Here is a 5,248-nt window from a genome sequence, read left to right on the forward strand (position 1 = left end):
AGAGATGTGTATAAGAGACAGCACCTGTATTGCGCCTCCATCCTGCCGGTTTCGGCCGTAAACCGGCTGTAAGGCGCCCCTGGGCGCCCTCTCGGGCGCCTGAAGGGGTCGGAAGTGAGGATTCCCTCGTCTTACGAGGTTTCTGGGCCCAGGGTGCCGGGGAGGACGTCTGCACACCCCATCCACTCCCTGACGGCGGACTGCCCCGCGCAGGTACGCCGCGACCCACGAAGAGGGGGCGCACCCATGGACGCATTCACCGCGGGTCTCCTGCAGCGCATCAGCGCCACGCAGTCGGACCTGAGCAAGGCCCGTGAGACGGGCGACGACTACCTCGCGGATGTGGAACAGGCCGCGCTGGAAGACCTCCAGCGGCTCGCCGCGGAGCACGGAGTGGCGGTCAAGGCGGCCTGACCGGGGCCCCCGCCCCGGTCTGCCTCCGGCCGTCCCGGCCCGAACGACACCGCCCTCCCGGAGCCCCGGCCCCGGGAGGGCACCCGGAACGGCGACGGACCCCCTGCCGCGGTCGCGGCAGGGGGTCCGTTCGCATGTCCGGCCCCGGGGCTCAGTCGTGCCAGGCCCCGGCCTCCTCCAGGAGCGGCTGGAGCGAGGCGAAGACCGCCGGGCTCGCCGCCACGGCCAGCTCGCCCGAGAGCGGCTCGCCGGGCCTGCCGCCGGTCAGCGCGCCCGCCTCGCGGGCGATCAGCTCGCCGGCCGCGAAGTCCCACGGGTTCAGGCCGCGCTCGTAGTACCCGTCCAGCCGCCCCGCCGCGACGTCGCACAGGTCGAGCGCCGCGGAGCCGCCGCGCCGGACGTCGCGGACGACCGGGATGATCCGCCGGGCCACCTCGGCCTGGTGCTCCCGCCGGCTCTTGAGGTAGCCGAAGCCGGTGGCGACCAGTGCCTGGTCCAGCGGGGCGGCCGCCCGGCAGGACAGCCGGGCGCTGCCCGACCAGGCCCCGCCGCCGAGCACGGCGTGGTACGTCTCCCCGCGCATCGGGGCCGCCACCACGCCCACCACGGTCTCGCCCCGGTACTCGGCGGCGATGGACACGCCCCAGGCGGGGAGCCCGTAGAGGTAGTTGACGGTGCCGTCCAGCGGGTCGACGACCCAGCGGACCCCGCTGGTGCCGACGACGTCCGCGCCCTCCTCGCCGAGCAGCCCGTCCCCGGGCCGCCGCTCGGCGAGGATCCCGGTGATCAGCTTCTCCGCCGCGAGGTCCATCTCGGTGACCACGTCGATCGGGCTGCTCTTGGTCGCCGCCACCGCCAGATCGGCCGGGCGGCCGTCGCGCAGCAGCTCCCCGGCCCGCCGGACGGCCTCCAGGCCCACGTCCAGCAGTTCGGCCTTCAGCTCCTGTGAGATCACGTTCTCCCCCTACGCGTACGGGCTGTCCGCGCCGGCGGCCGCCGGGCGCGGCGCGCGCGCCGGGCAGCAGCCCACCGCGCACAGGTCGTGGCTCTGGCCCAGGGTGCCCAGCCAGCACTCGGCGGGCCGCTCGCCGCGCTCGCGGGCCGCCCGTTCCAGCACCAGTTCCCGTACGGCCGCGGCGAACCGCGGGTCGGCGCCGACGGTGGCGGAGCGCGCTACGGGCAGACCCAGCTCGGCGGCCTTGGCCGTTGCCTCGGTGTCGAGGTCGTAGAGGACCTCCATGTGGTCGGAGACGAAGCCGATGGGCACCATGACCACCGCCGGCGCGCCCTCGCCGTGCAGGGCCTCCAGGTGGTCGCTGATGTCCGGCTCCAGCCACGGGATGTGCGGGGCGCCGCTGCGGGACTGGTAGACGAGCTGCCAGGGGCGGGCCGTGCCGGTCTCGGCCTCGACGGCGTCGGCGATCACCCGGGCCACGTCGAGGTGCTGCCTGACGTAGGCCCCGCCCTCGCCGCCCCCGGTGTGCTCCTCGACCGGGCCGGAGGTGTCGGCGGCCGCGGTGGGGATCGAGTGCGTGGTGAAGGCGAGGTGGGCGCCGTCCCGTACGTCCTCGGGCAGGGCGGCGAGCGAGGCCAGCACCCCGTCGATCATGGGCCGGACGAAACCGGGGTGGTTGAAGTAGTGCCGCAGCTTGTCCACCCGGGGGAGCTCCAGGCCCTCCTCCGCCAGGGTCGCCAGCGCGTCGGCGAGGTTCTCCCGGTACTGGCGGCAGCCCGAGTAGGAGGCGTACGCGCTGGTGGCGAGGACGGCGATGCGGCGGCGCCCGTCGCGGACCATCTCGCGCATCACGTCGGTCAGGTACGGGGCCCAGTTCCGGTTGCCCCAGTAGACCGGCAGGTCCAGCCCGGCGTCGGCGAAGTCCTTGCGCAGCGCGGCCAGCAGTTCGCGGTTCTGCCCGTTGATCGGGCTGACCCCGCCGAAGCCGAAGTAGTGCTGCCCGACCTCCTTGAGGCGCTCGCGCGGGATCCCTCGCCCGCGGGTGACGTTCTCCAGGAACGGCACGACGTCGTCGGGTCCCTCGGGGCCGCCGAAGGACAGCAGCAGGAGGGCGTCGTAGGGGGCCGCGAGGCCTTCGGCCGCGGGCGCGTCGGGGGCACGGAGCTGGTCTGACATGCCCCGAATCCTGCCACTCGGGGTGGGCGCGGGAGAACCGGCCGGTCCGTATGCCGGGACGATCCACAGGTAAGGTGGCCCTAAGTTCCACCGTCTGAAATGTCGGTGTCGCCATATTCCCCGTGCGGGTGCCTCATCGGCGGTCGTAACCTGTATGGGCCGAAGACGTCCCTTACGGAGAGACCTTGCCCAGTCCCTACCGCGCGATATTCGCGGCCCCCGGCACCAAGGCCTTCAGCGCCGCCGGCCTCATAGGCCGGCTGCCGATCTCGATGGTCGGCGTCGGCATCCTGACGATGATCTCGGAGATCACCGGCCGCTACGCGATGGCGAGCGCCCTCACCGGCACCCTGGCCCTGGCCGCCGCGATGATCGGCCCCCAGGTCTCCCGGCTGGTCGACCAGTACGGGCAGCGGCGGGTGCTGCGCCCCGCGACCCTGGTCTCCGTCGCCTCGGTCACCGCCCTGGTGCTGGCCGCCGCCAACGGACTCCCCGACTGGACCCTCTTCGTCTTCGCGGCCGTCGCGGGCTGCGTGCCGAGCGTCGGCTCGATGGTCCGCGCCCGCTGGACCGAGCTCTACCGGGACGCGCCGCGCGAGCTGCACACCGCGTACTCCTTCGAGTCCGTGATCGACGAGGTCTGCTTCATCTTCGGCCCCATCCTGGCCATCGGGCTCTCGACCACCTGGTTCCCGGAGGCCGGTCCGGTGATCGCCGCCGGGTTCCTGCTCGTCGGCGTCTGGCTGCTCACCGCGCAGCGCGCCACCGAGCCGCCGCCGCACCCGCGCAGCCAGGACGGCGACCGCTCCTCCGCCCTGCGCTCCCCCGGCCTCCAGGTGCTGACGGCCACCTTCGTGGCGACCGGCGCGATCTTCGGGTCCATCGACGTGTCCACCCTCGCCTTCGCCGAGGAGCAGGGCCACAAGTCCGCCGCCAGCTTCATCCTGGCCATCTGGGCGGCCGGATCCTGTCTGGCGGGCATCGTCTTCGGCCTGCTCCATCTCAAGGGGCGGATGGAACGCAGGTGGGTACTGGGCATCTGTGCGATGGCCGTGAGTATGATCCCCCTCCTACTGGCCGGGAACCTTCCGTTTCTGGCCGTGGCGCTCTTCGTCTCGGGCCTCGCCATCGCTCCCACGATGATCACCACGATGGCCCTGATCGAAGCGCACGTACCACGCGCGAAGCTCACCGAGGGCATGACGTGGATCAGCACCGGCCTGGCGGTCGGCGTCGCGGTCGGTTCCTCCGTGACCGGTCTGGTCATCGACGCGGCCGGAGCCCAGCGCGGGTACGTCGTCTCGATCTCGTCGGGGGTCGCCGCGGCGGCGGTGGCGTTCGCGGGTTACCGCCGGCTGACGAGGCCGGCGCAAGGGGAGGAGCCCTCGCGTGACGGCGACATCGGGGACAGCAGCGGAGAGCGGGCGGACCGCGTGGCGTAACTGGGCGGGCAACGTCCGCGCCACGCCCGCGCGCGTGGTGACTCCCGCTTCGGTCGGTGAGCTCCAGGAGGCGGTCCGCCGGGCCGCCGCGGAGGGCCTGCGGGTGAAGGCGGTCGGCACCGGCCACTCCTTCACCGCGGCCGCGGCCACCGACGGCGTGCTGGTACGGCCGCAGGCGCTCAGCGGGATCCTGTCGGTGGACCGGGCCGCCGGCACCGTCACCGTGGCGGCCGGCACGGCCCTGAAGGACCTCAACCGCGCCCTGGCCGCACAGGGCCTGTCGCTCACCAACATGGGCGACATCATGGAGCAGACGGTCTCCGGCGCCACCAGCACCGGCACGCACGGCACGGGCCGCGACTCGGCCTCCATCGCCGCGCAGATCCGCGGGCTGGAGCTGGTCACGGCCGACGGCCGGCTGCTGGTCTGCTCCGAGAAGGAGAATCCGGAGGTGTTCGCGGCCGCCCGCCTCGGCATCGGCGCGCTGGGCGTCGTCACCTCGATCACCTTCGCGGTGGAGCCGCTGTTCCTCCTGACCGCCCGTGAGGAGCCGATGCGCTTCGACCGGGTGACCGCCGAGTTCGACCAGCACGTCGCGGAGAACGAGCACTTCGAGTTCTACTGGTTCCCCCACACCGGCAACTGCAACACCAAGCGCAACAACCGCAGCCAGGGCCCCGCCGCCCCGCCCGGCGCGGTCAGCGGCTGGATCGAGGACGAGCTGCTGTCGAACGGCCTCTTCCAGGCCGTCAACTCGCTGGGCCGCGCCGTCCCGGCGGCCATCCCCTCCATCGCCCGGATCGCCAGCCGCGCCCTGTCGGCGCGCACCTACACCGACATCCCGTACAAGGTGTTCACCAGCCCGCGCCGGGTGCGGTTCGTGGAGATGGAGTACGCCCTCCCGCGCGAGCGGGCCGTGGAGGCGCTGCGGGAGCTCAAGGCCATGGTCGACCGGTCCGGCCTGCGGATCAGCTTCCCGGTGGAGGTGCGCACGGCCCCGGCGGACGACATCCCGCTGTCGACGGCCTCGGGGCGGGAGACGGCGTACATCGCGGTGCACATGTACCGGGGCACCCCCTACCAGGCCTACTTCACGGCGGCCGAGCGCATCTTCACCGCCCACGGCGGGCGCCCCCACTGGGGCAAGGTGCACACCCGGGACGCGGAGTACCTGGCCGCGGCCTACCCGCGCTTCGGGGAGTTCACGGCGCTGCGCGACCGGCTGGACCCGGACCGGGTGTTCGGCAACGACTACCTGCGG

Annotated in this window: 5 protein-coding genes; 3 read left to right on the forward strand and 2 right to left on the reverse strand. The window is 73.2% G+C overall.

Annotated features, from left to right (window positions below; all coding sequences use genetic code 11):
* Positions 1-246: 246 nt before the first annotated feature.
* Positions 247-414, forward strand: coding sequence for a hypothetical protein (locus tag VR44_RS45975; RefSeq protein ID WP_167747608.1), 168 nt, complete (start codon positions 247-249; stop codon positions 412-414).
* A gap of 151 nt (positions 415-565) precedes the next feature.
* Here the strand turns inward: VR44_RS45975 and VR44_RS18845 are convergent, their stop codons facing one another.
* Both VR44_RS18845 and VR44_RS18850 read right to left on the reverse strand, forming a co-directional pair.
* Complete coding sequence (locus VR44_RS18845; RefSeq protein WP_211275091.1) at positions 566-1,369, reverse strand: inositol monophosphatase family protein; 804 nt, start codon at positions 1,367-1,369, stop codon at positions 566-568.
* Between the two features lie 9 nt (positions 1,370-1,378).
* Positions 1,379-2,545 carry a ferrochelatase gene (locus VR44_RS18850; protein WP_045948705.1) on the reverse strand — a complete coding sequence of 389 codons (1,167 nt, stop codon included), beginning with the start codon at positions 2,543-2,545 and terminating at the stop codon, positions 1,379-1,381.
* A 185-nt stretch (positions 2,546-2,730) separates the two neighbouring features.
* Here VR44_RS18850 and VR44_RS18855 point away from each other — a divergent pair, with 185 nt between their 5' ends.
* Both VR44_RS18855 and VR44_RS18860 read left to right on the forward strand, forming a co-directional pair.
* The gene (locus VR44_RS18855; protein WP_045948706.1) at positions 2,731-3,987 is read left to right on the forward strand and encodes an MFS transporter; all 1,257 of its coding nucleotides are present in this window, start codon (positions 2,731-2,733) and stop codon (positions 3,985-3,987) included.
* Positions 3,935-5,248 (forward strand): D-arabinono-1,4-lactone oxidase (locus VR44_RS18860; RefSeq protein ID WP_045948708.1); only part of this gene is annotated, 1,314 nt, incomplete at its 3' end. The genes VR44_RS18855 and VR44_RS18860, both read left to right, overlap by 53 nt.

Origin of the sequence: Streptomyces katrae, assembly GCF_000966975.1 — a bacterium.
Taxonomy (GTDB): Bacteria; Actinomycetota; Actinomycetes; order Streptomycetales; family Streptomycetaceae; genus Streptomyces; species Streptomyces katrae.

What these genes read in the sequence shown, in the direction of transcription:
- VR44_RS45975 (WP_167747608.1), top strand. Translation starts at nt 247, where the DNA reads ATGGACGCATTCACCGCGGGTCTCCTGCAGCGCATCAGCGCCACGCAG.
- VR44_RS18850 (WP_045948705.1), bottom strand. Translation starts at nt 2,545, where the DNA reads ATGTCAGACCAGCTCCGTGCCCCCGACGCGCCCGCGGCCGAAGGCCTC.